The sequence below is a fragment of the Achromobacter agilis genome (genome assembly GCF_900496965.1).
In the GTDB taxonomy this organism is placed as follows: Bacteria; Pseudomonadota; Gammaproteobacteria; order Burkholderiales; family Burkholderiaceae_B; genus Achromobacter; species Achromobacter agilis.
Window position 1 is genome coordinate 1 of sequence record NZ_UFQB01000033.1, and the last position, 23,874, is coordinate 23,874.

The window sequence follows — 23,874 nt, forward strand, 5'->3', positions numbered from 1 at the left end:
GTTCGGCCACCTTGGCCCCTGCCTCGGCCTCCTTCAGCACCCCGATGATCTGTTCTTCCGTAAATCGTTTCTTCATTGCCGTTCCTTTGTGAACGGACTCTACATCGATTTCGTACTAACCACGGGGAGCAGGTCAGCAGGACTGCGAGCAAAGCTCTACCTACCAACAGCGCTGCCGGCCTATTTCGCCGGACTTGAGCCTTCTAGTGGAAATGCTCAGTCCAATGTCCGCTCTGGGTTGTGCATTCAATTGGTCGTTGCAACACACTAGAGGCTGCGCGAGCAGAGGGAGTGTTGCAAATGAAGCAAAGACCTCGAATCTACTACACGGAAGATCAGAAACTCCTCATGTGGGAGCGCTGGCGCAAGGGTGAATCGCTTCAGCAGATTGCCCAGCTATTTGATCGAAATCACTCATCTATTCAGCGGATCTTTTCTGAGACAGGTGGCATTCAGCCAGCGGCGCGATGCCGCTCTCGCCGAGCGCTGAACTTAGCCGAGCGAGAAGAAATCTCGCGGGGGCTGGTCTGCGGCCGTTCGATCCGTTCTATCTCCGCGACACTCGGACGGCCCGCCTCAACTGTTAGTCGAGAGATCAAGCGTAACGGCGGTTCCTCGAAATATCGCGCCGGCCAAGCCGATCAGGCAGCCTGGGAGAGGGCCCGTCGCCCCAAGACTTGCAAACTGGCTGACAATTGGAATCTCGCGCATATCGTGGCCGAGAAGCTAAAACTGCAATGGTCACCGGAACAAATCTCCGGATGGTTGAAATGCGCTTTTCGCGGGAATGGGGCCTACCAGGTGTCGCACGAGACAATCTATCGCACGCTATTCATTCAAGCGCGCGGAGCGCTGAAAAAGGAACTTGTCGCGCACTTGCGACGCACCCGAGTCATGCGCCGGTCGCGACACCACACCCAGAAAACAGACAACCATGGACGAATAGTTGACGCAGTTTCGATCAGCGAGCGCCCGGCTTCGGCGGAAGATCGAGCTGTTCCTGGGCACTGGGAGGGCGACTTGCTTTTCGGTAGTGGCGGCAGTCAGATTGCGACGTTGGTCGAGCGGAGGACGCGATACGTCATGCTGATCAAAGTGGCAACGAAAGATACCGAGACGGTGATCAATGCGCTGATCAAACACGCTCGCAAACTCCCCCACGAACTCTACAGGTCGCTCACCTGGGATCGTGGCAAAGAGATGGCCGGCCACAAGCGATTTACGCTAGCTACGGATATACAAGTCTACTTTTGCGATCCGCAGAATCCCTGGCAACGAGGGACAAATGAAAACACCAATGATCTCCTCAGACAATACTTGCCGAAAGGAATTGACCTCAGCAATTATTCGCAAGCTAAGCTCAATGAAATTGCTAGATCTCTGAACGAACGTCCGAGAAAAACTCTGGGTTACGACACCCCAAGCACGACGATTTTACCTATCCGTTGCAACGACCAGTTGAATGCACAGTCGGAAGCGGCCCGTTGGCAACAACGGAGTGGGCCGAGAGCGACCAACGTTGGTCGGCTGTATTCGGCATGCATGGCCAATACCGAACCAGGCGGGCGTCGTTTGCCCGTCAGGCGCCTCGCGTCGCCCGCCGCAGGCAAAGGCTCCATCCCGGGGAGAACGGCGCGTCACCCTGAACCTGACACAGGAAATCGGACCTCCAGAGGCCAAATCCGACAATAGGCCGCGCCAGTCCTTGTATATCGAAAATTCTCGATTCCCAAACTGGATGACGTAAATCCCAAGTTGGATGATTTTCGACAACCATTCGACACGGGGCTCCAGTTGTTGGAGATCATTCAGATTGAAAACCTTATTACATATAAATCAATAGCTTAGGCTCAAGCGATTCATTTACTTTGAATGGACGATTCACTCAACTTGCTCATCTTGCCAAGAAAATTCACTTAAGTTGAAAACTAATCCTGGCGCGCTCCAGAGGCACGTGGTCACCCATTCCGCGAGACGAAGCGCACAGCCTGCGCCGCACCGATTGATCACCGCGAACTGCTGCGCAATTAATTGAAAGGCGGCTTTCTTGAGCGTCTCGAACTCAAGGTTGACGGCTAACGTCGTGCCATCCAAGTGCTCGGTAACGTGCAAAAACAACGCCCTTAGCGCTCCTTAACTCGAGAGAATGTCCGAAGATGGTCACGCATCAACAATGCAGCGGATGAGCACGTTTTTGAAACGCCTAACAACAGCCTCCGTTGTGCCCACGCTTCCTCCAACCGTACGACCTTCAATGGCTTTGTTTGGTCGGTTCTGAGGACTGCGACCGGCAGCACCGCAATTCCTAAGTTTGCCCGAACCATCTGGCACATCGCGTCGAAGCTACGAACCTGAATTCGAACGCGCATCACCTCACCGCACTCCTCCGCCGCTCGCGATGTCAGCTCAAGCAAGGAGCTTCCGCGGTTCAATCCAACGAAGTCATATTGCAGGCATTCGGAGAACCGTACGTGGGTCCGCTGTCCTAGTGGATGCTCTTGGGAACAAACCGCCACCAATCTGTCTTCCTGAAACGCTTCGACATCCAGGTCACCCGTAGGCGTATTTTCCGCAAAGATCCCAATGTCCGCGACGCCATCCACTACGGCGCGCACGATGTCCCCGCTCAACTGCTCTTCAAGCTCCACTCGGATATCGGGGAACTGACCCATGAACGTCGCAAGGCAATCCGGCAGGAATTCCGTCAGAGCTGACATGTTTGCCCACAGGTGCACGTGCCCCCGGGTGCCCTGAGAGTAGTCCTGAATCTCGCTGCTGAACTGTTCAAACCCTTGAAATAAACGTAGCGCGTGCTGTAGGGCGAGATGGCCCGCAGCGGTCAGACTCACGCCGCGAGCGCTGCGTTCGAGCAATCTCGTTCCAGCGCTTTCCTCAAAATCGGCGATTCGACGACTGGCGGCTGAGACCGCCAGGCCGCACGCCTGCGCGCCGCGCGTCAGGCTACCGATCTGCGCCACGGCACAAAAAAGCCGCAGCGTGACGAAGTCGATGCGCGCGGGATTAAGCAACGTGTTGACCATACGTCCTCCGTCAGCGTTCGCAAAACGCGAACGCTAGTGTATCAACAAGCAATTCCGCGTTGGCTGCCGCAGACTTAAATTTTATGCATCGTCATCGGGGGATTCACCGTGCAGGCACTTCAAAACATTAAGGTCGTCGAACTTGGCCAACTCATTGCCGGCCCCTTCGCCGGAAAGACCCTTGCGGATTTTGGAGCCGACGTCATCAAAGTCGAACCGCCCGGCATAGGCGATCCGCTCCGCAAATGGCGACTCCTTAAGGATGGCACCTCTGTTTGGTGGCAAGTTCAATCGCGCAACAAGCGATCGATCGAACTTGATCTACGTACCGCCGAGGGTCAGGACTCAGTCAAGGCTCTACTCGCGGAAGCGGACGTGCTCATCGAAAACTTCAAGCCAGGAACCATGGAACAGTGGGGCCTCGGCTGGGACGTCTTACACGAGCTTAATCCTAGGCTCATCATGCTGCGCATCTCGGGCTATGGCCAAACGGGGCCTTATCGTGAAAAGCCCGGCTTCGGGGTGCTTGGCGAGGCAATGGGAGGGCTGCGGCACCTGACGGGAGAACCGGGCCGCGTGCCTGTTCGATGCGGGATTTCGATAGGCGATAGCTTGTCCGCCTTGCATGGAGTGATTGGCGTACTTCTTGCCCTTTATCATCGCGATGCACGCGGCGGACAAGGCCAGGTAATCGACGTTGCCCTGTACGAAAGCGTCTTCAACATGATGGAAAGCCTCCTACCGGAGTTCGACGCATTCGGCGCGGTTCGAGGCCGCGCTGGGAGCGCGCTGCCTGGAATTGCACCGACGAACGCGTATCGCTGCGCTGACGGAGGATATGCATTGATCGCCGGCAACGGCGACAGCATATTCAAGCGACTCATGGCCGCTATCAAGCGGCCGGACCTGGGTGATGATCCGTCTTTGTCCCAAAACGATGGACGAGTGGCGAGGGTCGAAGAACTTGACCAAGCCATCGAAGCTTGGACCTCCACCGTATCACTCGACGAGGCTCTTCGAGTACTCGACGAGGCGCGAGTTCCGGCTGGTCGTGTGTACTCCGTCGAGGACATTGCGCAGGATCCGCAGTATCTCGCGCGCGAAATGATCGTTGAGCAGACAACGGCCGCAGGGGACCGGGTAAAAGTTCCGGGAATTGTTCCCAAGCTAAGCGCTACGCCCGGCCAGATTTCTCACTCGGCGCCCACTCTCGGTCAGCACAACACCGAAGTCCTCGGACGTGCGGGCTGGCCTGAGCGCGATGAAAGGATCACGGACCATGCCTAACAGCAAACCCCAAAAATTGAAGATCAACGAAGTCGGTACTCGAGATGGACTGCAGAACGAACCTATCTTCGTTGACACTGACGACAAGATTGCACTCGTAGACGAATTGAGTGGTCTTGGCTACGCGAAGATCGAGGTCACGTCATTTACCTCGCCTTCTGCAATTCCAGCGCTGCGAGATGCGGAAGTGGTTATGCACCGCATCCAACGAATGCCGGGTGTGGTCTATACGGCGCTCATTCCAAACGTGCGGGGCGGAGACAGAGCGCTCGAGTGTGGGGTAGATGAGTTCAACCTCGTTATGTCTGCCAGCGAAACACACAATTTGGCAAATTTGCGCATGACGCGAAGCCAGTCGTTGACGCAATTGGCGGACGTCGTCCGACTTGCCCACAACGCGCAAGTACCAGTGAACATCTCTCTTTCCTGCGTTTTCGGCTGCCCCATGGAAGGCGAAGTTTCCGAAAGCGAGGTCATCAATCTGGTGGGGAAGTTTGCTGAGCTCGGTGCTGTGGGCGTCACGCTATGCGACACCACTGGCATGGCGTACCCCACGCAAGTCACGCAAGTCTGTGAGGCAGTGCTTAAAGCCTATCCTGGTCTCAATGTGACGGGTCATTTTCACAACACCCGCGGTATGGGCCTGACCAATGTTCTGGCTGCGCTTCAAGCTGGCGTGACCCAATTCGACATGTCGCTTGGCGGCATCGGCGGTTGCCCCTATGCCCCGGGGGCTTCAGGAAACGTCGCGACCGAGGACGTCGTGCACATGCTCAATTGCATGGGGTATGACACGGGTCTGCAGATCGAGGGCCTTATCGCGGCAGCCCATCATTTGGAGGCCTTGATTGGCCATGATCTGCCGGCGCAAGTTAGCCGTTCTGGCCCACGACTGACTCGACACGATCCGCCTGCCGGATTCGAAGAAATTCGAGAGCGAGCTTGGAATCGCGAACAATCAAAAGGACAAATCTGAAACATCATGATTGACCACCTTGACCATCTGGTACTGACAACCGATCACGAAGAAGCGTGCGTCTCGTTCTACACCGAAGCACTCGGAATGAAGCTCGAGAGCTTCATCGGAGGAACGCCGCCCGTTGAACGCAAGGCCTTCAAGTTCGGCAATCAAAAAATCAACTTGCACGTCAAGGGGCGCGAATTTGAGCCGAAAGCGCACACCCCCGTTCCTGGCGCGCTGGATCTTTGCTTCATCGCTTCTGGCCCCCTGGACGAAGTGATCGCGCACCTCGAGGCGATCCGCGTACCGATCGTCGAAGGACCAGTGCTCCGAACTGGCGCAACGTCAAAAATCCGCTCCATCTATTTGAGAGATCCCGACCTGAACCTGATCGAGATCTCGGAATTGGTGGCATCCCCCTGAGCCCCCTTTCTATCAAACGACCTGGTGTCAACGTAACGCCAGGAGAGAACAGCTTTACCAAAGGAGACATACATGAACCGCAAACATCTCATCCTGGGTGTCGTACTCACCGCTAGCAGTGCAGCGCATGCTGCGGATGACTGGCCGACCCGGCCCATCACGTTGGTTGTGCCCAGCGCCCCGGCTGGGTCGACAGACATTGTCGCTCGACTGATCGGCGAACAATTCCAAAAGGTACTTGGCCAACCCGCGATTGTGGAAAATCGCCCAGGCGCGTCCGGAAATATTGGCACGGAGGCCGCAGCCCGCGCGAATCCCGACGGCTACACGTTGTTGGTCCAATACTCGGGCTATCACGTCGGCAATCCTGCGCTGTTCCCGCAGATTCGTTGGAAGACATCCGACTTCGCGCCCATCGCATTGGTAATGCGCGCACCGCACGTCGTGGCAGTGTCGGGTACGCTGGCAGCCAACAATTTGAAAGAGCTCATCAGTCACGGGCAGGACAACGGAAAGGGCCTCTTCTATGCTTCGTCGGGGAATGGCTCGATTCAACATATCGCAGGTGAGATGTTTGGCAAGCGGGCGAATGTTCCCGTGACCCACGTCGCGTACAAGGGGGCCGGCCCCGTGATCAGCGACCTGATCAGCGGCCAGGTTGATATGTTCATCACAACGCCACCTTCGGTGATCGGACAAATTCAGGCGGGGAAGATCAAGGCGCTGGCATACACCGGACCGAAGCGCCACCCGTCCATGCCTAACGTTCCAACATCAGCCGAAGCGGGGTTGCCAGGATACGAAGTTGAAAGCTGGTTTGCCGTGTTCGCGCCGGCGAAAACGCCTCCGCAGGTCCAAGCGCGCCTTGCTGAAGCCCTGAAGACGATCGTTGACAGCCCCGCCTACAAAAAGCGGATCGAAGAACAAGGCGCTTTCGCAACTTACATGGGTCCTGCAGACCTGGGCCGATTCGTGGAGCAAGAAACGCAAGCCTGGGCGAAAGTCGTCCAGGAATCCAACATCCGCGCTGAATGAGGATCCCGACATGACACTATCTCGGCTTCTGGTGGCCGGCGCCATCACGACGATGCTCGCGGCTTGCGCGTCTACTGGCCAAGGTGAAAGCAGATCTTTGGTGCAGACGGAGACAGGAAAGGTTCGAGGGTCTGGCGGAGAGATCCACCGATATCTTGGCGTTCCCTACGCGGCCGCGCCAGTAGGTCCTCTGCGCTGGCAGCCCCCGCAGCCCGCTCCTCAATGGAACGGCGTACGTGACGCGACGCAATTCGGCCACTTCTGCGTGCAACCGCAGGAGTACCCCGAAATGCGCGGGACGATGGACGAGGATTGCCTCAACCTGAATATCTGGACGCCCTCGGAGGATCGCACCGCCAAGATGCCGGTGGTTGTGTGGATCCATGGTGGCGGCTTCACATACGGAGGCGGGGCACATCCATCCTATGACGGCGAGGCGCTTGCCAGACGTGGAGTCGTCGTTGTGACTTTGAACTACCGTTTAGGCCTGTTGGGATTCATGGCGCACCCACAGCTTTCCGCCGAATCCAAAGCAGGATCGTCTGGCAACTATGGATTGATGGACCAGGTCGCCGCGCTCAAGTGGGTACAGCGCAACATCGCCGCGTTCGGCGGGGATCCTACGCGTGTCACGGTGATGGGCCAGTCCGCCGGCGCGCACGCGATTAGTGCACTCATCACAAGCACTCAGGCAGCAAGTACCTTCCAACAGGCAATCATGCAGAGTGTGGGCGTTATGCGGCCCCAACTTGACCTGAAGCAGGCGGAACAATATGGGCTGCAGGTCGGTGCCGACATCAATCAACTCCGGCAGCTTCCGGCTGAGAACTTTGTTGCATTGCAGAAGAACTTAGGCGTGGACCGCAGTCCTGCATCGGCCCGTCCTGTGAGCATCATCAACGACGGGGTGTTCATCGACATGCCCGACTATGCCGCCTTCGCATCAGGTCGCTTTTCGAAAGTGCCAATCCTCGTCGGCAACGTCGCAAACGAAGGTGGCGGCGCCACCAAGAATTGGCCCATAAAGACCGTCAGCGAATTCCGCACGTTTGTCTCGGAGACGTTCAAAGGCGCGGGATCCAAGGCGACCACAGCGTTTGCAGTGAATTCCGATGCGCAGGTCAAACAGGCACTTGCTGACTTGTACAGCGATACGCAGTTCCTTTTCGGCACGCGTGAACTACTGAATCAGTATGAAAAGCAGAACCTGCGCAGCTATCGCTACGTCTTCTCCCGCCATCGCGACGAAGCCGCCGCACCTCCTATTCATGGCGACGAGCTGCAGTTCGTATTTGACAATCTGAACGCGCCGCATCGAGGGAAACAGCGTCCTTTCAATGATACTGATTCCGCAGTCGCACAGCAGATAGCGGATTCGTGGATGCGCTTTGTGAAGACGGGTGATCCGAATGGTGGCGATATGCCGGCCTGGCCCCCTTACAGCAGTAAAGGAAAGGGCTTCATGACCTTTGGTTCAACGCTTACCGCAGGAAGTGGATACGACGGCCAAGGAATAGACTTCGTCAGGGACTACTTTGCTGCGGTGCGCGGTCAAGGAGTCGGTGAGTAAGCGCATTTCGGTGATGGCGAACGGTGGGCGACTATCTGAAGTCGCCCATCCAACAGACTGAACGGCCTACCTTGCACCCGATGACTGCTCGGGTCCAATCCACGACCCGGGCCATGTTCCCCTTTCCAATAGCCGACGAGTGACCTCAATGATGACGTCGCGCAAGGCGGTAGTTGCGGGTGTCGTCGGTCGTGTCATTGAGGTCGTACAGGCTACACGACGCGAAATGTGCGGGCTGTGCAAGGGCGCTATCGCCAATTGTCCGGCGGCGACTTCGTCGGCCACAGCGCCCGCCGACAGAATGGTTCTAGCGACTCCAGCCTGAACCGCCTTTTTTATGTTGGGCAGCGAGTCGATCTCCGCCATGACGTCAAGACTTACGTCCGCTCGCCTGCAGGCGTCATCGATGATCCTTCGCAACCCATGCTCTTGGGATGGAAGCAGAAGTGGAAAATTTGATAGCTGCGCCAATTTGACTCCACGGTTGGGCAGGCGCTGCCCCATCGCGGAGACCACAACCAGTCTCTCCTCGAGCAATGGCACTTGCGTCAGAGAAGCATCGCTATCGGTAAGAAACGTGACCGATATATCGAGGCGCCCCGCCCGCAGCCACTCCACCAAGAACCCACTGTGGCTCTCGATGATTTTCAGCCTGATCCCCGGATAACGAAGACGCACCTCTTGAAGGATGGGCAAGGTGGCGACCAGCGCAACAGTGGTTGGCAAGCCAACAACAACGTCGCCCTGTACCGCGTGCTCGGCAACCTGTACGGCTTGCTTAGCTCGATCGACGTCCGCCAGAACTACGCGTGCATGCTCAAGCATCGTTTTTCCGGCATCAGTGAGCAGCATTCCCTTGTTGGAGCGACTGAACAGCTTGACGCCAAGCTCTGACTCCAAAGCAGCGATGCTTTGACTCAGAGCGGGCTGTGCCACGTGGAGATTACGCGACGCAGCCAGCACTCCTCCTGCTTCGTGGATCCCGATCAAGTAGCGAAGCTGACGTAGTTCCATGACTATTGATTTTATCGATATTGGCTAGATTTCAAATGTATTTTACTTATATCAAGGAACGCTTGACACTGGCTCCAAGGAGCAACGAATGAACGACTCATCACGGAAAATTTCTAGCGGCCAGCCCCTCGCAGATCTGCGCGTTGTGGATCTTTCGCGCCTGGTGTCCGGCAACATGCTTACTCACGTCCTTGCTGATCTGGGCGCAGCAGTCGTCAAGGTCGAGCCACCACGTAAGGGCGATGAATTGCGGGCATGGCAACGCGGAGGGATGAGCACTTACTGGCTTGCCTACAGCCGCAACAAGGATAGCGTCGAACTCAATCTTAGAACTGAGGGCGGCATGGAGGATCTCCGAAAGCTGCTTGCCGGAGCCGATATTCTCGTAGAGAACTTCCGTCCTGGAACGCTTGAAAAAATGGGTCTGGATAGAACCACTTTGCAGGCAATTCGACCTGGGCTTGTGGTTGTGCGCATTTCGGGCTGGGGACAGACAGGCCAATATGCAGGAAAAGGTGGATTCGGTTCCCTAATTGAGGCGATGAGCGGCTTTGCCGCAATGAATGGGTACAGCGATCGCCCGCCGGTGCTGCCACCCTTCGCCATGGCAGATTCTGTCGCGGGCATCTATGGCGCTGCGCTTGCCCTGGCAGCCGTCCATCGGCGGAACGCTCAAAGCAATGCTCCCCTCCAAGAAATCGACCTTTCCCTCTTCGAGCCGCTTTTCTCAATCCTCGGACCTCAAGCGGCCGAGTTTCAGCTGACTCGTAAAACGACGCCGCGTTCCGGTAGCCGCTCCCCAACCCACGCTCCCCGAAATGTCTATCGCACCAAAGACGAGAAGTGGGTTGCGTTGTCTGCAGGCATGGAAGGCACGTTGGCGCGTCTTTTTGACGGCGTGGGATACCCGGAAGGCTTGCAAGACCCCCGCTTTGCTACGCACGAGGCGCGCCTCGCCAACATTGACGCCTTGGACGACATCATTCAGGGCCATTTAGCAAAATTGACGCTGGACGAGGCGCTGGAGTTCTTCGCTAGCCGTGACATCACAGCCGGGCCCGTATGCGACATTGAAGATCTTATCGATCATCCGTATGTCGTGGAGCGAGAGCTGTTGGTTGAGCAGCAGGCTCCCGACGGCAGGACAGTCCTTGTACATGCTGCGCCATATCGCATCGATGGGGAACGTCCGCCTATTCGTCGCTGCGCGCCCACCCTGGGCCAGGACAACGAACGCTGGCTCAACAGCCGCCCGGATATGGCGACCTGAAGGAGCCCACCGACATGACCCATACGACCATCATTCGATCGCTGTTGTTTGTTCCTGCCGCAAATGAAAAGCTATTGGCAAGCGCTATAGGACGCGCCAGCGACGCAGTCATCTTGGATCTTGAGGACGGGACTCACCCTTCCCTCAAACCCGAAGCAAGAGAAAAGCTGAGAAGTTCAATCGACCGGCTAAAGCGTGCGAGCAAGCTAGCTGCAGTGCGCATAAACGGCGACTGGCTGACCGCAGTTGAGGACCTTACCGCCGCAGTGGTGCCAGGCCTGGACATAGTCGTGCTGCCGAAGGTAGAGCATCCTCGCGACGTCCAAAACCTCGACAGCATCGTCTCGGAGCTCGAGCGTAGGGCCAATAGCCCTGAGAATTCAGTGCGATTTCTCCTGCAGATTGAAAGCGCTGCCGCTCTTCCTCGTCTTTATGAAATCGCCGCGGCGTCCCCAAGAATCATGGGCATCATGCTTGGCAGCGAAGACTATTCGCTCAACGTCGGGTGCTTGCCGACACCCGACGCGTTGTATTACCCGAGTCTGATGGTACTCAACGCAGCAAGGGCCGCTGGCATTCAACCGATCGGCTTTCTTGCCTCAATTGCGCAATTGGGGAGCCCGGAGGACTTTGAGGCTGTCTTGGAGCGAGCAAAGACTCTTGGGTTTCGTGGGGCAGTCATCGTCCACCCCAAATTCATCGACGTGGTCAACCGTTGCTACACGCCGACTCCAGCGCAATTGGAGGAGGCAAGAATGGTCATCGCCATGTTTGAAGAAGCCCTTCAAAACGGTCAAGGCGCTATCAAAGTTGGCGACCTGATGGTGGACAAACCTGTCTATGAGAGGGCGCGACAGCGCTTGCTTGAAGCGGGCCAATAAAAAATCTATGAGCAAGGAGACAAAACAATGAAACTTTCACGACGCGAGTTCGGCATTGCAACTGCTGCGCTGCTGCTCAGCACGAAGACGTTTGCGCAGCCGGCCTATCCTAGTCGCCCCGTGACTTTGCTGGTCCCGCAATCTCCTGGAGGAACCAACGATGTTGTCGGTCGCATCCTTGCCGAGCAATTGACTCAACTGTCTGGCCAGCCCTTCATCGTAGAGAACCGAGCCGGCGCGAATGGCAACCTGGGGACTGAATACGCAGCGCGCGCCAATGGCGATGGGTATACGTTGCTGCTGACCGTAAGCAGTACACAGGCGATCAACCCCGTGCTGTATCGAAAGGTGGGCTTTGATCCTGTGCAGGACTTCCCACCTGTTGCGTCAGTCGGCACGGTTCCAAACGTTCTCGTGGTGCATCCGTCCTTTCCCGCCAAAACCATGGCCGAGTTCGTCAAGGTTGCGCGCGAAAGCAATCCCCCAATTCAGTTCGGGTCCGCTGGTAATGGTTCGCTCAATCACCTACTGGGCGCCATGTTGACTCAACGTGCAGGTATTCCGCTGCAGCACATTCCTTACCGTGGTGTATCGCAAGCTATGACCGATGTCATGGGCGGGCAGATCCCCATGGCTTTCGCCAGCCTTCCTTCGTGCATCGAGTTCGTTCGAAGTGGCAAGCTCCGCGCTCTCGGCGTGAGTTCCGCGAAACGGTCTCCCGCGCTGCCCGACGTGGAGGCGATCGGCGAAGTAGTACCTGGCTATGAAGGCGAGCTTTGGGTGGGATTGTTCGCGATAAAAGGAACGCCCGCCCCAGTCATTCAAAAGCTGGCAGAGCTTGTCGAAAAGGCCACCAGCTCTCCTGACGCTCTAAAGAAGTTGGAAGGCGTTGGGGTAGAGCGAATTCAGGGTGGCCCCGATAAGCTCGCAGCCATGCTCAAAGCAGATATTGCTCGCTGGACGCCAATCGTAAAAGAGTCAGGCGCGATTGTTGACTGACGGCAATAAGCCCAAAGTCTTAATGTCGCAAACTTATAGCTGTTCTGAATTCAATGGTTCCAAAATGAAGATTGTCATCTTAGATCGGGCTACCTTAGGCCCCAGCGTCGTGCTACGTGCCCCTGCCTTCGAACATGAACTCGTGTCCCACGACGTAACCGGTCCTGCACAAGTTCGGGATCGAATTATCGACGCAGACGTAGTGATTACGAACAAGGTTCGCCTAGACGCAGACGCCATTCGTGGCGCAAAGAACTTGAAGCTCGTCGCGGTTGCCGCGACCGGAACTGACAACGTTGATTTGGCCGAGTGCGCCAAACGCGAGATCTTCGTCAGTAACATCCGAAACTACGCCATCAACACGGTACCCGAGCACACGTTTGCACTCATATTCGCATTACGCCGAAGCATCCTGGCGTACGCAAACTCAGTGTCGGCCGGCCGCTGGCAAGAGTCTGGGCAATTCTGCTACTTCGACTACCCCATCCGCGACCTGGCTGGCTCGACATTGGGAATCATCGGCGATGGAGTACTCGGACGCGCCGTTGCGGACATCGGACGCGCCCTGGGGATGAAGGTCTTGTTCTCCGCCTTCAAAGGATCATCAGGCATGGGGAGTCTATATACCCCCTTTGATGATGTGCTGGCGGAATCCGACATCATCACGCTGCACTGCCCTCTGAACAAAGCGACGCGCAACATGATTGGGGCGCATGAATTTGCGAAGATGCTACGCAAACCTCTGATCATCAACACGGCCCGTGGCGGACTGGTCGAGGAGCAGGCACTTGCGAACGCACTTCGGGCCGGAGCCATCGCAGGTGCCGGCTTCGACGTTTGCACTCTGGAGCCGCCAGACGCCAATCATCCCTTCATGGAATTGTCGAAGCTACCAAATTTCCTGCTGACCCCACACGTGGCGTGGGCCTCGGAAGAGGCAATGCAGGGCCTAGCGGATCAATTGATCGACAATATTGAGTCTTTTGCCGCTTCCTCTCCTCGCAACGTGGTGAGTGCCGGGTAGCGGACTATGGCGGTGGGCGCCCTCGCCGAATGCCCTCATCCACCACCTACCGACGCCGCTACGCGCGTCGGTCATTGTATGAACAGCAAACAGACTATGAACGCATTGCGCCGTACGAAGATCGTGGCTACGTTAGGGCCCGCGACCACGAAGGATGAAATTCTTGAGGGCTTGATCCTTGCTGGCCTTGACGTAGCTCGCCTCAATTTTTCCCATGGGAGTGCCGACGACCACCGGGAGCGGGCCCAAAAGGTTCGCGACCTGGCCGCTCGTAACGACCGTTTCGTTGCGTTGATGGGCGACCTCCAGGGCCCAAAGATTCGCATCGCGCGCTTTGCGAACAAGACGGTCACGCTAAAAACGGGGCAGCCGTTCACCCTCTCTAACTCGCATCCAAAAGAGGAAGGCAACGAGTCCATAGTCGGAATCGACTATCCGGCACTGGCTCGCGACTGTGCCGCCGGCGATGAGCTCTTGCTGGACGACGGACGTGTCGTCGTGAAGGTCACTAGTATCGAAGGAGATGCCGTACACACGATAGTGATCGTAGGCGGGCCGTTATCCAACAACAAAGGGATCAATCGGCGCGGTGGCGGATTGTCCGCGCCTAGCCTGACTGAAAAGGATCGCGCAGACATCCTGCTGGCAGCTGAACTAGGCGTCGATTACGTTGCCGTCTCTTTTCCTCGGTATGGCCGAGACATAGAGGAGGCGCGAGAGTTGGTTCGCGCTGCGGGCAGCCAAGCGTGGATCATCGCGAAGATCGAACGTGCGGAAGCGGTCGTAGATGACGAAGCGCTCGGCGCTCTCATCCAAGCCAGCGATGGCGTCATGGTCGCGCGCGGTGATCTAGGAGTGGAAGTCGGAGATGCCGAACTCGTCGGTATTCAGAAGCGAATCATTTTGCATTCCCGAAAACTGAACAAGGTTGTGATTACGGCCACGCAGATGATGGAGTCTATGATCAGCAGCCCCATGCCAACGCGGGCTGAAGTTTCCGACGTCTCCAATGCCGTGCTGGACTATACGGACGCCGTGATGCTGTCCGCAGAGAGTGCGTCCGGACAGTATCCCATCGAGGCCGTACAGGCCATGGCCCGCGTGTGCCTGGGCGCGGAAAAGCATCCGACTTCCAGCAAATCTCATCATCGCCTGGACGAAGTGTTTCAGAGATGCGATGAGACCATTGCTCTGTCAGCGATGTACGCCGCAAACCACTTCCCCGGGATCCGGGCGATCATCGCGTTGACAGAGAGTGGTCTAACGCCGCTGATCATGTCGCGCATCCGATCAAGCGTACCTATCTATTGCTATAGCCCGCATCCCACCACGCAGAATCGGGCAGCCATGTTCAGAGGCGTATATACCATTCCGTTTTCTCCTGCCGAGCACGAACCCGCGTACCTGAGCGAAGCAGCTATTGAGGAACTTAGGAGGCGAGAATTGGTGCAGTCCGGTGATTGGGTCATCCTGACCAAGGGTGACTTCTATCGCGATAGCGGCGGCACGAACGGGATGAAAATCCTGAAAATTGAATAGGTCTTTCGACCCGGTCTTCAGCGCCGCAATCCTCCAACCTTCCCTTCGGACGCATTCTGCGCCAGGAGTTTCATCCTGAAAATCGTTATTGCCCCAGATTCCTTTAAAGAGAGTCTCTCTGCGGAGCTTGCCGCCGCAGCGATCGCTCGCGGTGTTCGCCAGGTACTACCTGATGCCCAGATTTTTTGCATTCCGATGGCTGACGGTGGCGAAGGTACTTTGGACGCACTCTTGAGTGCCACCCATGGCGACCGCAAATCCTGCAGGGTGCTTGGTGCGTTAGGCGAAGTTCAAGAAGCGGCTTGGGGGCTGCTTGGGAATACCGCCGTCATTGAGGTGGCTGCCGCCGCCGGCCTGGAGTTGATACCGCCTTCGCTGAGACGACCGATGAAAGCCTGCAGCTTTGGTGTGGGCCAGTTGATTAAAGCCGCGCTTGACGCTCATGCCGATCGAATTATTCTGGGCTTAGGAGGCTCGTCCACCAACGATGGCGGCGCCGGGATGCTGGCCGCCCTAGGCGTGCGCCTTCTGGACGCGAAAGGCAGTCAGCTTTCACCCGGCGGAGCCGCACTCAAGACACTAGCGAAGCTGGACACATCTGGTTTAGATCCGAGATTGGCGCTCGTCAAGATCGAGGTGGCCTCTGACGTCGACAATCCTTTGTGCGGAAATAGCGGCGCATCGCATGTATTTGGGCCTCAGAAAGGCGCGACGCTCGACCAGGTCAAGGAGCTAGACCTTTCTTTAGAAAACCTTGCGAATATCTGCGCCAGTCATTTCGGAACGGACCAGCGCGATTGCGCAGGCGCGGGTGCCGCTGGAGGTCTCGGCTTTGCAGCAATGACTTTTCTGCGCGCAAGCTTCCGACCGGGGGTTGAGATCGTTGCAGAGATCTGCGGCTTGGAAGCCGAAATAGGGGACACTGACCTGGTCTTCACCGGGGAGGGTCGTATGGACGCACAGACACTTCGCGGCAAAACCCCTGCAGGAGTTGCGCGTATCGCCCAGAGGGCCGGCGTGCCAGTGATCGCCCTCGCCGGCGCGTTGGGCGAGGGATACGATGCACTTTACGCTTGCGGAGTATCCGCGGCCTTTAGCCTGGTCAGCGGTCCGATGACGCTGGATGCCGCTTGCGAACACGCAGAAGCCCTTCTGACTGACCGGGCCCGAGACGCAACGCGGTTGTGGATCACTTGAGGAACGGGCGTAGCGCCTAGAGAACGCGCAGTAGGGTCGCCAAACAATGCCGACCCACGTCCTCGCCTGCGGGACAGGGACGTTTGTGGGGCATTCCCATTGCTACTGAGGCTGGACCGGGGCCGCTCCGGCTATCTCGCACATGAAGGCTCCCTCGTCAACCACTCTACGCGCCAGCTTGCGGATCCGCAGTGCCCGGCCGGTAGCTCAGCTCCTATAGGCGATTGATGGTCGCCGTCTGGGCAAGGGAACATGCCAGCGCCTTCGTCAAGCGTTCGATCAAGGGGCTCGGCGTATCAGCTGTCGGAGTTCAATTAAGTTGGAAACATGACCCCTTGCAGATCAGTGACTTAGCGCCGTCTGGTTCATTTAACTTGCGAGCGACAGTTCACTTGACTTGCGCAACTTCCCACGAAAATTCACCTAAGTTGAAAGCTTCTTGCCGCTGAGGACAAAGTACGGTGTCAAAGTTCATTGAAAACGGGACCTTGCGCCATCTGCGCCGTTGGCCATGCCACCACGTCCTCTGCCCGCAGGGCTCTGGCAGGTCGGCCTCGATCGCTCCAGGCCTCGTGGGACGCCGTGGCGTGCCAATCAGCCGATCTCAATCGACTGCTATCGGCCAAAATGAGACATTCGGTTCATCGGATGTAGGTGACGCACGTGGGTCACCCCATCGACTATCCCATAAGTTCTCGCCGCTATCGCACAAGCAGAATCGGCGCCTCAACAGCTCGTATCATTGACGTCGTGGTACTACCAACGATCAAATTCCTGAGCGGAGAGTGGCCATAGGCCCCAATGACCAGCACGGACGTAGGAGCCCCGGCTACGCAGTCGGCGATAACTCGCTCAGGTGACCCCGACGTAAGCGAAATAGTTGCGGCCCGCCCGCTTTGCTCAAAGAGCTTAACGGCTTGCTCCATCTCGTCTCGATGCTCTTGCGTCTCCGCGCCCGCCCTGACGAGGTGAATGGGTAGACTGTCAAGCAACGGCGTGCTCGTCAGCAGTGCGATCGTCCTAGCAATAGATTTGCCTCCGTCGTATGCAATCACAACCCGCGTGGGTACCACAAACTGCTCGGGTGCAACCAACAGCGGCTTGTTGCTGGCTCGAAGCACACGCTCGATTTTCGATCCGAGGTGGCCGGCGGCAAATGCGCTGGAGGCCCCACGCTTGCCCATCACCACCAAGCCCGCCTCGGCTTCACGCTCGATGATGGTCTCTAGGCGCCCGGCCGAGCCACCCAGCAACCGCCGAGTCCACTAGTATCGCCATCGAAGCGATGCGGCATCCGTTGCAGATGCTGCGCGCATTGTAGACGGGTCGTGCGGCAGTCTCCCAACAAGGACTAAGCCGTCTTGAACACAGTCTGCGATTGTTGGGCTGGGAAGTCGCCCAGGTTACGGGGGTGCACGAGAAAATGTCGCGGCTCCGCTTATGTGCGCCCGCAGCGACAATCCATGTGAACCCAACCGGGACGGTCGGCCTCCCAAAGGTCGGCTTAGGGTCAATCCGTCCGCCGTCGATGACTTCTCCCGGCCATGAAGCCGACGTTGAAACTCCTTTAATCGATTGCTAGTTCATCAGTTCAACTGCTGAGCCCTCTAGTAGCTCTGCAGAACTAACTTTGCGTCGGCTACGCGACTCCGCGGAGTAGCATGAACCGTCGATTCGACCGGTCCGGCGAGTATGCTCGCCGGACTTCAACCATATCAATCCAAGGTCACGTTTGCGCTTTTGACCACAGCCTGCCAGCGCTCCGACTCCTTGCCGATGAACGCCCCGAAGTCCAGGGCGCTTCCCTTCTTCGGGATGGAACCAAGCTGGGCTAGCCGGTCGCGCGTCTCCGGTTCGTCCAGGATCAGGTTGACCTGTTCATTAAGATACGTGACGATTGGCTCAGGCAGCTTGGCGGGTCCCAGCAGTCCATACCAAACCGGGGCATCAAAAGCCGGAAATCCAGCTTCAGCAAAGGTTGGAACATTCGGCAGCCCCGCCAGACGCTGCTGTCCGGTTACGGCGAGGGCTCTGACTTTTCCGCCTGCGGCTTGCGGCAACGCTGACGGCGCGGTGTCAAAGATTGCCTGAATCTGACCGCCCATCAAGTCCACCATCGCCGGGCCGCTCCCTTTGTAGGGAACGTGCACCATATCCAAGCCCGCCACCGTCGAAAACAGCTGTCCCGCCAAATGTACTGACGTTCCTGTGCCGCCTGACCCGTAGTTCACCTTGCCGGGGTTCGTCCGCACGTTTTCCGCGAATCCTTTCACGTCCCTGATGTCGCTGCTCGCATTGACGAGCAACACGGTGGGCGACACGGCAACCTGCGCGATGGGAGAAAAATCCTTTGCGACGCTGTAGCGCAGCTTGGGATAGACATGCGGATTGATGGAAAGGGTGACTTGACCGAACAGAAGCGTGTATCCATCAGCCGCGGCACGCGCCACAAATTCATTGCCAATGTTGGTCCCTGCACCCGGTCGATTCTCGACGATGATGTTGCCGCCGGTACGCGCGCTAAGCCGGGAAGCAACGTAACGGGCGATATTGTCACTGCCCCCGCCTGGCGGGAACGGGACGACGAGGGTGATAGGTCTCTCGGGGTAGCCTGACGGACCGTTTCCAGCCTGAGCAGCGGATGCCAGGGCCAGGGCAGCGCCCACGGCTGCGAAAATGTGCGTGTAACGCATGAGTTGTCTCCTCCTATCGGCGAGGCAAGTCTTTTCGCCCGCCCTCGCACTGATAGTTGTTCTTTTGAAAAGCGTGTTAACGACGCGATTCGGGGTTCGTAGGCTTCGCTTAGAGCAGCGAAGTCACTGCGGCGCCGAACGCCTTGGTGCCGATGCTGCCTCCGATATCGGGGGTACGCGTGGCCGGGCTGGAAAGCGCTTTGTCAACGGCCGCTTGAATGGCCTGACCAGCTTTCAGGTATGCAGGCAACCCCCGCTGCTCGCCCAGCCACTCCATCAGCATCGCGACCGAGAGAATCATCGACGTGGGATTGGCCTTGTCCTGGCCTTGAATATCCGGCGCCGAGCCATGCTGTGCCTGCGCGCAACACAAGGTGTCGCCCGCCATTATGGAGCCTGCCAGCCCAAGGCTTCCCGACAATTCGCTGGCCAGGTCGGAAAGGATGTCGCCGTAGAAGTTTTCGGCCACGAGAACGTCGAAGCGCTCAGGATTGCGTACAAGGTAGGCGGTGGACGCATCCACGAGTAGGTCGTCCAGCGCGACGTCCGGAAAATCCTTGGCAACGGCGCGGACACATTCCAGGAATAAGCCGTCCGTCATGTGGAAGCTGTTTGCCTTATGAATTGCGGTCACCTTCTGCCGACGCTTGCGGGCCAGTTCGAAAGCGCGACGGGCAATGCGCTCGCTGCAGTGCCGCGTAATTTTCCGCACGGACAGCGCCATGTCTGGCGATGGCATCATTTCACCCCAGCCGCGCGCCATGTTTCTGTCAGGGTAAAACCCTTCAGTGGCTTCTCGCATAATGACCAGATCCATCGTCTTGCCTTCACGCATGTTGCTGGGGATGCTGGGACGCGTACGCGCGGGCCGAACGTTGGCGTACAGATCTAGGATCACTCGAAACGCGCCCGAAATATTGCGGCCACCCTTTTCCGGCGCGGGGTAGTCTGCGTGGGACTGGGTGCCAAGAATGATGCCGTCGTACGATCGCGCACCCTGGAGCACCTCCTCACGTAGCGTCGTGCCGTATTTCTCGAGACTCGCGAAACCGACGTCTTCGTATTCAAAAGAGAGATCAAGGCCGTAGCGCTTGTCCGCGGCCTGCAGCACTTCAACTGCAGACTGGACAATTTCCGGACCAATGCCGTCGCCGGGAAGAACAAGTAATTTCATGATGTGCACCAGCTTGGTTTCAATTTGCGTGTTCGGCGGCGACGGGACGTGTTTCACCGGTTTCGACCAAGGTTCTTGTGGCATCTTGCGATCCGTAGATCCACAAAATTTTCATGGGCTCTGTCTTGGATGCGTTGCGGAACCGGTGTGTCACGTTTGGGGGAATGAACGTGACGTCCTGCGGCTTGACCGAGAACTCCTCACCATCGATGTCGAAAATTGCATTGCCCTCAACGAGCATGACGCTTTCTTCACAGTTGTGGCTGTGGAACGGAATCTCGGCGCCTCCCGCAAACTCGGTATAGCCCGTGATAAAGGCCGTGGCGCCGACCCCGCGCGTCACCAGTGGGGTGGTACTGGCGCCGCCGCCTCGATCGTGCTTTTTGATGGTTTCGGGCTGCAACAGCACCGCATTGGAAGATGTCTTAATCATGATTTCTGCTCCTCAGACGAAGGTTGCCCTCGGGTCACCGAGCGGGCCCTACCCACAATGTTTTGATGTTGGTGAACTCGCGAATGCCGAACTCCCCCAGTTCCCTGCCGTAGCCAGACTGCTTGACGCCTCCGAAGGGCAATCGCGCGTCCGACGCGACTAAGCCGTTGATAAACACAGCGCCTGCTTCGAGTCGGCGAGCCAATTTCTCTGCCTTCTTGACGTCGGTCGTCCACACGGCCGCTCCCAAACCAAACTCGGTCGCATTGGCTAGTTCGACGGCGGTGTCTTCATCTGCCACGCGAATGACAGCGGCGGCAGGGCCAAACGTCTCTTCCATCGCGGCGGCCATGTCAGGCGTCACGTGGTCCAGCACGGTTGGTTCATAAAAGAAGCCTGGCCCATCGACCGTCTTGCCGCCAATGATGAGCTTGGCGCCTGCCGCAACGCTTCGCCGCACCTGATCTTCAATATCAGCGCGAAGATTCGCCCGCGCCAATGGACCGATTTGTGTTTCAGGATCCAGCGGATCACCGAGCTTCAGTTCGGCCACATGCTTGACCAGTTCCGCCACAAAGCGATCTGCAATCTGCTCCTGCACAATGAAGCGCTTGGCGGAAATGCAGCTTTGACCCGCATTGGAAAAGCGGGCTTTGGCTGCCGTTTTGGCGGCGAGGTCGATGTCCGCATCCGCAAGCACGATGAACGGATCCGATCCGCCCAGTTCCAGCACCTGCTTCTTGAGCAGGCTCCCCGCCTGCGCGGCCACCAGCTTCCCAACGGCGGTCGAACCCGTCAGCGTCACCGCCGCAATACGCGGATCCGCAAGCACGCCGGCAACTTCACTGGCATCGATCAGCAGTGCCTGCACCAGACCCTGGGGCGTACCGGCGTCGCGGAAGGCGCGTTCCAGAGCCAATGCACAACCCGGCACGTTATTGGCGTGCTTCAGAACCGCCGCATTGCCAGCCGCAAGCGCCGGCGCAGCAAATCGAACAAACTGCCAGAACGGATAGTTCCAGGGCATGATGGCCAGCACCACACCCAGCGGATCAAAGACCACCCTGCTGTCGGATGCATTACTGGCTACTGACTCATCATCCAGGAAGCGAGGTCCCTCGGCGGCATAGAACTCGCATGTCACCGCCGATTTCTCGATTTCGGCTTCGGATTCGTTAATGGGCTTGCCCATCTCGACCGTGATCAGCCTTGCGTATTCCGTCTTGTTGGCACGCAGCGCCGCTGCAACCTTGAGCAGAAGCGCGGACCGGGTTCTGACATCCTGCAGTGCCCATTCTTTCTGAGCGCTATGCGCGTCCGCAAGAATGGCCCCCACTTGGGCTGCGCTGTGGTTGTCGTAGCTATCGACCGATTCCCCGGTCGCGGGATTAATGGAATGAATCATGTCTCATCTCAAAAGTAGTCATTGCAACGCTAAAACCCGTACAGGCGGGCTGGGTTGTCGACCATCAGCGCGCGAAAGCGCCGATCATCACCAATTGCGGCATGCAGAGCATGCAAGTCAGCCTGCACATTGACCTGGCGAAACGGCTCGATTTTTTCAGGGTGCCGCGCCTGACCGCCGCTGCCTCCCGTGTGTGGCCAATCGGAAGCCCAGAGTAGGCGGTCATCGGCGGAATCCATCAATTCGTGCACCAGCGGAACGAGCTCATCGAAGTTCCGACTTACGCGATATGGCGCTGACAATTTCACCCAGACGCCTGGCGCATGCATCAGTCGCGCCACCGTCGGTGCCGCTGCCGCCCCGCCGCCGAAGTGATCCAGCACTACCGGAACGGGCAGGTTCTCCAACGTCGGCCCCAGCGCCGTCAGAGTTTGGACGTCGGCGTAAAGCTGCAAATGCCACCCGAAGGGCTGGATCCGATCGGCGGCCAGCTTGCACGCACTCGCTGCTTCGTTGGCGCCCTGCACATGGAAATTGAGGCGCACGCCCCGCACACCGAGATGGCTCAAGCGCTCGAGCTCGCCGTCCGACACGCGTTCCACATCGACGACGGCTACACCACGCGCCGCCTCTAAGCCCAAGGTGTCTAGTGCGCTGCACAGCGCGCTGTTGTCGAAGGCGTAGCAGCTAGGCTGAACAACGACGGTTCGTCCAATCCCCAGGCCCTGATGAAACTGGCGCAATTGCGCGACCGGCGCCGGCGGCGGGGTGTACGCCCTTGCCTGGGCATACGGAAATCGATCCGGGTCCAGGATGTGGACGTGGCAATCGCAGGCGTCGGTGGGTAGTGAAACGGGGGCCATATTCATTAAGCTGGTTCGCCCAGTCCCGGTGCCAAGGCATCGACGCTGAGTGGTTTTTTGTTGATGCAAAGTACCATTAAGTTCGCAAGACGCGCAACTAGGAACTTACCGATTCGTCCCCCGTTCCCACTGCGATACGATGCGAGCATCAGATTGCGATATTGAATCCATGGCCCAGTCCCTGCAGTCCCAGATTGCCGCAGACATTCTTCAGCGTATTAGCGCCCATGCCCTGCCGGTCGGCGCCCGCCTATCAGAGCGCGGTCTGGCGGAAGCGCTGCGCGTGTCCAGGTCGCCCATTCGCACCGCGCTCAAACATTTGGCGGAGCAGTCGCTGATAGATCCACATCCGGAAGGCGGCTTCGTTGTTGGCAAGGCGGCACTGAAGCTCAACCCAGCCGAGATCGCCGACGAATCACCGTATGAAGAGATTTACCTTCGAATCGCACAAGAGCGCCTGGACGGCTTACTCCCAAAACGAGTGTCGGAAAATGAATTGATGCGCCGATACGGCGTGACGCGCAGCGCGCTGACAGACCTGTTGCGGCGCATCTCAGCTGAAGGCTGGATGGAACGGTTGCCCGGACACGGTTGGGAGTTCACCGAGGCGATGACATCAGACGCGGCATACGCGCAAGCCTATCGCTACCGTATCCTGGTGGAGCCTGCCTGCATCCTGGAGCCCGGCTTTACCATCGACAGCGTTGGCCTTCGTCAATGCCTGAAGGAGCAGGAAGCTCTGGTCGGCGGCGAGATCGAGCGCGTATCGCCCGCGCAAATTTTCGATGCCAACACCCGGCTTCACGAGACGATTGCCGCATGCTCTGGAAACACCTTCATCCTGGATTCCCTACGACGAATCAACAAGATTCGGAGGCTGATGGAATATCGCAAGGCGGTAGACCGCAAGCAGGCTCTGCGCCGCTGTGAGGAGCATTTGGTGCTCATCGATCTACTTCTCACAAGCAAGATCGACCGCGCCGCCCAGATGATGCGCGACCATCTGGAGACTGCTTCTCGGGAGAAGCAGAAAGGGTTGAAGTGACGGGCCGCTAGGTACTCGCG

Annotated in this window: 20 protein-coding genes and 1 pseudogene; 13 read left to right on the forward strand and 8 right to left on the reverse strand. The window is 57.8% G+C overall.

Annotation, left to right across the window (positions count from 1 at the left end; genetic code table 11):
• The first annotated feature begins 300 nt into the window (after positions 1-300).
• Positions 301-1,462: pseudogene (locus tag AGI3411_RS27055) on the forward strand (IS30 family transposase).
• Between the two features lie 661 nt (positions 1,463-2,123).
• On the opposite strand, the gene AGI3411_RS27060 reads toward AGI3411_RS27055, so the two are convergent.
• The gene (locus AGI3411_RS27060) at positions 2,124-3,041 is read right to left on the reverse strand and encodes a LysR family transcriptional regulator (RefSeq protein WP_129530404.1); all 918 of its coding nucleotides are present in this window, start codon (positions 3,039-3,041) and stop codon (positions 2,124-2,126) included.
• 108 nt (positions 3,042-3,149) lie between these two features.
• On the opposite strand from AGI3411_RS27060, the gene AGI3411_RS27065 reads away from it, so the two are divergent.
• The 5 genes from AGI3411_RS27065 (at position 3,150) to AGI3411_RS27085 (ending at position 8,317) form a co-directional block, all read left to right on the forward strand.
• Positions 3,150-4,328 (forward strand): CaiB/BaiF CoA transferase family protein, encoded by a 1,179-nt coding sequence (locus AGI3411_RS27065; RefSeq protein WP_129530405.1) that lies wholly within the window; start codon positions 3,150-3,152, stop codon positions 4,326-4,328.
• A complete protein-coding gene (locus AGI3411_RS27070) occupies positions 4,321-5,304 on the forward strand; it encodes a hydroxymethylglutaryl-CoA lyase (protein WP_129530406.1) in 984 nt (327 codons plus the stop codon). The genes AGI3411_RS27065 and AGI3411_RS27070 overlap by 8 nt, the downstream gene beginning before the upstream one ends.
• A 6-nt stretch (positions 5,305-5,310) precedes the next feature.
• Positions 5,311-5,712: a VOC family protein gene (locus tag AGI3411_RS27075; RefSeq protein WP_129530407.1), complete on the forward strand. Its 402-nt coding sequence runs from the start codon at positions 5,311-5,313 to the stop codon at positions 5,710-5,712.
• A gap of 72 nt (positions 5,713-5,784) precedes the next feature.
• Positions 5,785-6,747: a Bug family tripartite tricarboxylate transporter substrate binding protein gene (locus AGI3411_RS27080; protein WP_129530408.1), complete on the forward strand. Its 963-nt coding sequence runs from the start codon at positions 5,785-5,787 to the stop codon at positions 6,745-6,747.
• A 10-nt stretch (positions 6,748-6,757) separates the two neighbouring features.
• Positions 6,758-8,317: a carboxylesterase/lipase family protein gene (locus AGI3411_RS27085; RefSeq protein ID WP_129530409.1), complete on the forward strand. Its 1,560-nt coding sequence runs from the start codon at positions 6,758-6,760 to the stop codon at positions 8,315-8,317.
• Between the two features lie 66 nt (positions 8,318-8,383).
• Here the strand turns inward: AGI3411_RS27085 and AGI3411_RS27090 are convergent, their stop codons facing one another.
• Positions 8,384-9,331: a LysR substrate-binding domain-containing protein gene (locus tag AGI3411_RS27090; protein ID WP_129530410.1), complete on the reverse strand. Its 948-nt coding sequence runs from the start codon at positions 9,329-9,331 to the stop codon at positions 8,384-8,386.
• 88 nt (positions 9,332-9,419) lie between these two features.
• Here AGI3411_RS27090 and AGI3411_RS27095 point away from each other — a divergent pair, with 88 nt between their 5' ends.
• From AGI3411_RS27095 to AGI3411_RS27120, 6 genes are all read left to right on the forward strand, one after another.
• Complete coding sequence (locus AGI3411_RS27095; protein WP_129530411.1) at positions 9,420-10,601, forward strand: CaiB/BaiF CoA transferase family protein; 1,182 nt, start codon at positions 9,420-9,422, stop codon at positions 10,599-10,601.
• Between the two features lie 14 nt (positions 10,602-10,615).
• A complete protein-coding gene (locus AGI3411_RS27100; protein ID WP_129530412.1) occupies positions 10,616-11,482 on the forward strand; it encodes an HpcH/HpaI aldolase/citrate lyase family protein in 867 nt (288 codons plus the stop codon).
• A 27-nt stretch (positions 11,483-11,509) separates the two neighbouring features.
• The gene (locus AGI3411_RS27105) at positions 11,510-12,481 is read left to right on the forward strand and encodes a Bug family tripartite tricarboxylate transporter substrate binding protein (RefSeq protein ID WP_129530413.1); all 972 of its coding nucleotides are present in this window, start codon (positions 11,510-11,512) and stop codon (positions 12,479-12,481) included.
• Between the two features lie 64 nt (positions 12,482-12,545).
• On the forward strand, positions 12,546-13,505 hold the full coding sequence (locus tag AGI3411_RS27110; protein WP_129530414.1) for a D-2-hydroxyacid dehydrogenase: 960 nt from the start codon (positions 12,546-12,548) through the stop codon (positions 13,503-13,505).
• A gap of 96 nt (positions 13,506-13,601) precedes the next feature.
• A complete protein-coding gene (gene pyk, locus AGI3411_RS27115) occupies positions 13,602-15,044 on the forward strand; it encodes a pyruvate kinase (protein WP_129530415.1) in 1,443 nt (480 codons plus the stop codon).
• A gap of 75 nt (positions 15,045-15,119) precedes the next feature.
• Positions 15,120-16,241, forward strand: coding sequence for a glycerate kinase (locus AGI3411_RS27120; protein WP_129530416.1), 1,122 nt, complete (start codon positions 15,120-15,122; stop codon positions 16,239-16,241).
• 701 nt (positions 16,242-16,942) lie between these two features.
• Here AGI3411_RS27120 and AGI3411_RS27125 read toward each other — a convergent pair.
• The 6 genes from AGI3411_RS27125 to AGI3411_RS27150 form a co-directional block, all read right to left on the reverse strand.
• On the reverse strand, positions 16,943-17,494 hold the full coding sequence (locus AGI3411_RS27125; RefSeq protein WP_279638362.1) for a universal stress protein: 552 nt from the start codon (positions 17,492-17,494) through the stop codon (positions 16,943-16,945).
• 462 nt (positions 17,495-17,956) lie between these two features.
• A complete protein-coding gene (locus AGI3411_RS27130) occupies positions 17,957-18,934 on the reverse strand; it encodes a Bug family tripartite tricarboxylate transporter substrate binding protein (protein ID WP_129530417.1) in 978 nt (325 codons plus the stop codon).
• 109 nt (positions 18,935-19,043) lie between these two features.
• The gene (locus AGI3411_RS27135; protein WP_129530418.1) at positions 19,044-20,108 is read right to left on the reverse strand and encodes an isocitrate/isopropylmalate dehydrogenase family protein; all 1,065 of its coding nucleotides are present in this window, start codon (positions 20,106-20,108) and stop codon (positions 19,044-19,046) included.
• Between the two features lie 19 nt (positions 20,109-20,127).
• Positions 20,128-20,541, reverse strand: coding sequence for a cupin domain-containing protein (locus tag AGI3411_RS27140; RefSeq protein ID WP_129530419.1), 414 nt, complete (start codon positions 20,539-20,541; stop codon positions 20,128-20,130).
• A gap of 34 nt (positions 20,542-20,575) precedes the next feature.
• Entirely contained in the window at positions 20,576-21,946 is a 1,371-nt protein-coding gene (locus AGI3411_RS27145; protein ID WP_129530420.1) for an NAD-dependent succinate-semialdehyde dehydrogenase, read from the reverse strand.
• Positions 21,947-21,975: 29 nt separating this feature from the next.
• Positions 21,976-22,815 carry an amidohydrolase family protein gene (locus AGI3411_RS27150; protein ID WP_129530421.1) on the reverse strand — a complete coding sequence of 280 codons (840 nt, stop codon included), beginning with the start codon at positions 22,813-22,815 and terminating at the stop codon, positions 21,976-21,978.
• 163 nt (positions 22,816-22,978) lie between these two features.
• Here AGI3411_RS27150 and AGI3411_RS27155 point away from each other — a divergent pair, with 163 nt between their 5' ends.
• Positions 22,979-23,854: a GntR family transcriptional regulator gene (locus AGI3411_RS27155; protein WP_129530422.1), complete on the forward strand. Its 876-nt coding sequence runs from the start codon at positions 22,979-22,981 to the stop codon at positions 23,852-23,854.
• Positions 23,855-23,874: the final 20 nt, after the last annotated feature.